General features: G+C 60.6%; 3 protein-coding genes. All 3 read left to right on the top strand.

Features of this window, described 5'->3' with window-relative positions; translation table 11 throughout:
- Positions 1 to 1041: 1041 nt before the first annotated feature.
- The 3 genes from AB4Y64_RS17595 (at position 1042) to AB4Y64_RS17585 (ending at position 3419) form a co-directional block, all read left to right on the top strand.
- A complete protein-coding gene (locus AB4Y64_RS17595; protein WP_441817741.1) occupies positions 1042 to 1452 on the top strand; it encodes a hypothetical protein in 411 nt (136 codons plus the stop codon).
- A gap of 17 nt (positions 1453 to 1469) precedes the next feature.
- Positions 1470 to 1949, top strand: coding sequence for a hypothetical protein (locus tag AB4Y64_RS17590; protein WP_441817740.1), 480 nt, complete (start codon positions 1470 to 1472; stop codon positions 1947 to 1949).
- 1203 nt (positions 1950 to 3152) lie between these two features.
- Positions 3153 to 3419 (top strand): hypothetical protein, encoded by a 267-nt coding sequence (locus AB4Y64_RS17585; RefSeq protein WP_441817739.1) that lies wholly within the window; start codon positions 3153 to 3155, stop codon positions 3417 to 3419.
- Positions 3420 to 3681 lie beyond the last annotated feature (262 nt).

Here is a 3681-nt window from a genome sequence, read left to right as displayed (position 1 = left end):
CACAGTCCGCCGCAAGCTGCTACATTTTCGGCCGGGGAAGGCCCAGGGCATGGCCGGCTGCAGTTCTCGGCTCCGGTCACGACACTAGGCCTAACAAGTCATTCAAGCCGACACCGCTCCGCGGTGCGGCTTAACTCAGGCGTTAGGCACGTAGTCGCAGCCGTGCGGCCAGGTCGAGGGAGCGACGCGATGTCGGAGCTCATGCTCGCCCGCATTGTGCTTCGGTCATGCGTACAACGCCCCCAGTCGAGCTCATTGCCGGCGGCTGTCTTCCCCCTTCGGCAGGCCCCCGGTCTTCGGCGGCGCGGGGCACGGCGAGCTGATACATTCCCACCCGGGGTTAGGTCATGGAAGAGCAGTCGGCCGCAGTTCTTGGCTCCGGTTGCGGCGCTAGGCCTAACAGGTCATTCAAGCCGAACACCAATCGCTACGCGATTGATGTCGGCTTAACTCAGGCGTTAGGCGWGTTGTCGCCGCTGTGCAGCCGTAAGGGCGTAGAGCSGCACGGGTCGCGGACGCGTGGCGGGCGACTTCGCTAGCCCCTGGTCGCCCTTTTTCGATACCGGCTTCGACATGGAAGGGGGCAGATTCGCAGTCCGCCGCAAGCTGCTACATTTTGGGTCGGGGAAGGCCCAGGGCATGGCCGGCTGCAGTTCTCGGCTCCGGTCACGACACTAGGCCTAACAAGTCATTCAAGCCGAACACCAATCGCTACGCGCTTGGTGTCGGCTTAACTCAGGCGTTAGGCGTGTTGTCGCCGCTGTGCAGCCGCAAGGGCGTAGAGCCGCACGGGTCGCGGACGCGTGGCGGGCGACTCCGCTAGCCCCTGGTCGCCTTTTTTCGATACCGGCTTCGACATGGAAGGGGGCAGGTTCGCAGTCCGCTGCAAGCTGCTACATTTTGGGTCGGGGAAGGCCCAGGGCATGGCCGGCTGCAGTTCTCGGCTCCGGTCACGACACTAGGCCTAACAAGTCATTCAAGCCGACACCGCTCCGCGGTGCGGCTTAACTCAGGCGTTAGGCGCGAGGGGAGCGCTCACTGATGACCAAGCAAGACAAGATTCTGGCCGGCATCCTGCTGGCCCACGGTTCGCTCGGCGTTCTTTGGATCGTTTGGGTGGCCTCCCAGATCGTCGTCCCCGCGGCTTTCTTAGCCACAAATCTGGCTCTGGCGGGAATTGGCATCGCCGCCGGCATCGGCTGGTTCAAGCAGCGTCGCTGGGCAGCCTATCTGGGCATCGGGTTCTATCTCGTGCAGCTCGTCCACGTGCTCACTCCCACGTTCCAGTGGTCATTCACTCTTGGCTTCAATCTCAATATCTCCCTCGGCTGGCTTAGCGAGGGTGAACTTGGCATCAACTTGGTCGCGCTCGTTATGTTGCTCTGGTCAAGCTCGCGGGCCTTCGCGCCTAACAATTCATTCAAGCCGAAGCCGCTTCGCGGCTCGGCTTAATTCAGGCGTTAGGGCTAATGAGACAGTTCGCGGCGCTCACCACAGCAGCGGCTTTGGTTATGGTCTGTCCCGCGGCACATGCATGCCTGGGCGGGAAACGAACGCCCGAAATTGAAGACACAGGCCGCTACTCTGAGATCCGAGTGGTCGAGGTCACCGGCGTACAACTGACCGAGTACGAGGACTACCAGCTCATGCGCCGCGGCGTCAGGCCTTGGCCAAAGCCGCAGGGCGGCATAGAGTTCGTGTATCCCACGAGCTCCACCCCCGGCTTCGAAGTGCAGGCGCTCGTGGACCGAACCATCAAGGGGCCGGCAACTCCGACCGCACGCTTCACCTTGGGCGGCTGTGGAGTTGAGCCGCCAAAGCTACACGATCGTGGTGTGATATTTGTGGAGCCCGGGACGGGCTACGCGGTCGCAGTCTGGCAGAGTGAGGGCGAGCATTACCGCAAGCTTGCAACCGCACTCGGGATGGAGATCACGGGTGAGCCCTAACAATTCATTCAAGCCGACACCGCTCCGCGGTGCGGCTTAACTCWGGCGTTAGGCCTCATGAGAAGCGCCCTGCGCAACCCGGCTTTGGTGGGAATGGCCATTGCTTCGTGGTGTCGAGGCCTGGTCCGTGGAGCTAGACTCATCCAGCAGGGTCGTCAAAACTACTCACTGGGTCTCGCCGTAGGGCGTGGCCTAACAATTCATTCAAGCCGAAGCCGCTTCGCGGCTCGGCTTAATTCAGGCGTTAGGCCTCGGTGGACGCATGACAGACATCAAGTCTCTTGTTGTATTGCACGGCTCTCACAGCAAGGCGTTCCGCGCTCTTTTCAGCAGCGGCGACGTAAAAACAAACCTTGAGCTGATTGATCTACTCTCCCGAGAATGTGCAGACTTCCCGGACTCTGCTGCAATCACCATTGTCAGCTGGAACCGCGGGACTCGACCTGACAGGGTTGGCATAGGTATCACGGACGACATGTTGGACAGAATTCTTGTGGATAGATGGCCGCTCAAGGCCTAACAATTCATTCAAGCCGATGCCGCTTCGCGGCTCGGCTTAACTCAGGCGTTAGGCGTGTTGTCTTCGCAGTGCAGCCGTAAGGGCGTAGAGCCGCATGGGCGCTGGGCGGGGCGCGTGACTTCGGTGACCCCGGTCGCCCCGATTGGATTCTGGGCTCCGGGTAGGGAGACGGGTCGGTTCACAGGCCGCCGCAAGCTGCTACATTTTGGTCCGGGGAAGGCCCAGGTTATGGCCGGCTGCAGTTCTCGGCTCCGGTCACGACACGAGGCCTAACAGGTTATTCAAGCCGAACACCAATCGCTACGCGATTGATGTCGGCTTAACTCAGGCGTTAGGCGAGGGAAGGCAATGAGTCGCGACGTGTATTACACATTGAGTGCTTGGGTCGGATTGCTCGGATTGCTGGGTGGCTTTTTGGTGCTTGCTTTCCAACTCAAGGCATATCGAGCAACCCGGCACAAGAGCCTGCGGCTTCTTCTGATGTCTACGGGCTTGACCTTGATAAGCATCCCCATTGGCATGATTCTCCAGTACACCTTCTGGCAGCCTTTCGCTACTGCGATCTATTGGGTTCTGGCTGTGCTGGCGACAGTCGAGACTATAGTCGGAGTGCTCGGTGTCCGATCCCTCTTGCGTGCGTTCGAATCTAGCGCCGAGGGCGTTAGGCACCAGGACTAAGGCTGATGCGCGGCAAGATAGAGAACTGGAACAATGGTTGGTATGGGGTCAGCCTCGGACTCTCAGTTGCGGAGATCGATCGCTTGATCGTTTTACTCACGAATCTACGCGGCGACCCCGAGCAGCATTTCCACATCACAAGCGACTACTCCGGTGCCGGTGGCCTTGGTGACATTGAGGTGTACGTGGCTGAGGCTGATGTGCAATGCAACATGCGAATGAGCGGTTTGGCACGGGCACCTGGCAGCGATCTTCCGCCGGCCGACGCCTAACAATTCATTCAAGCCGAAGCCACTTCGTGGCTCGGCTTAACTCAGGCGTTAGGCACGTAGTCGCAGCCGTGCGGCCAGGTCGAGGGAGCGACGCGATGTCGGGGCTCATGCTGGCCCGCTTTGTGCTTCGGTAAAGCGTACAACGCCCCCAGTTGAGCTCATTGCCGGCGGCTGTCTTCCCCCTTCGGCAGGCCCCCGGTCTTCGGCGGCGCGGGGCACGGCGAGCTGATACATTCCCGCCCGGGGGTTAGGTCATGGAAGA

The organism is Lysobacter sp. TAF61 (assembly GCF_052113485.1).
GTDB lineage: Bacteria > Pseudomonadota > Gammaproteobacteria > Xanthomonadales > Xanthomonadaceae > Lysobacter_J.
The sequence above is the reverse complement of the archived record's forward strand: the minus strand, read 5'-3'. Positions and strand labels throughout refer to the sequence as shown.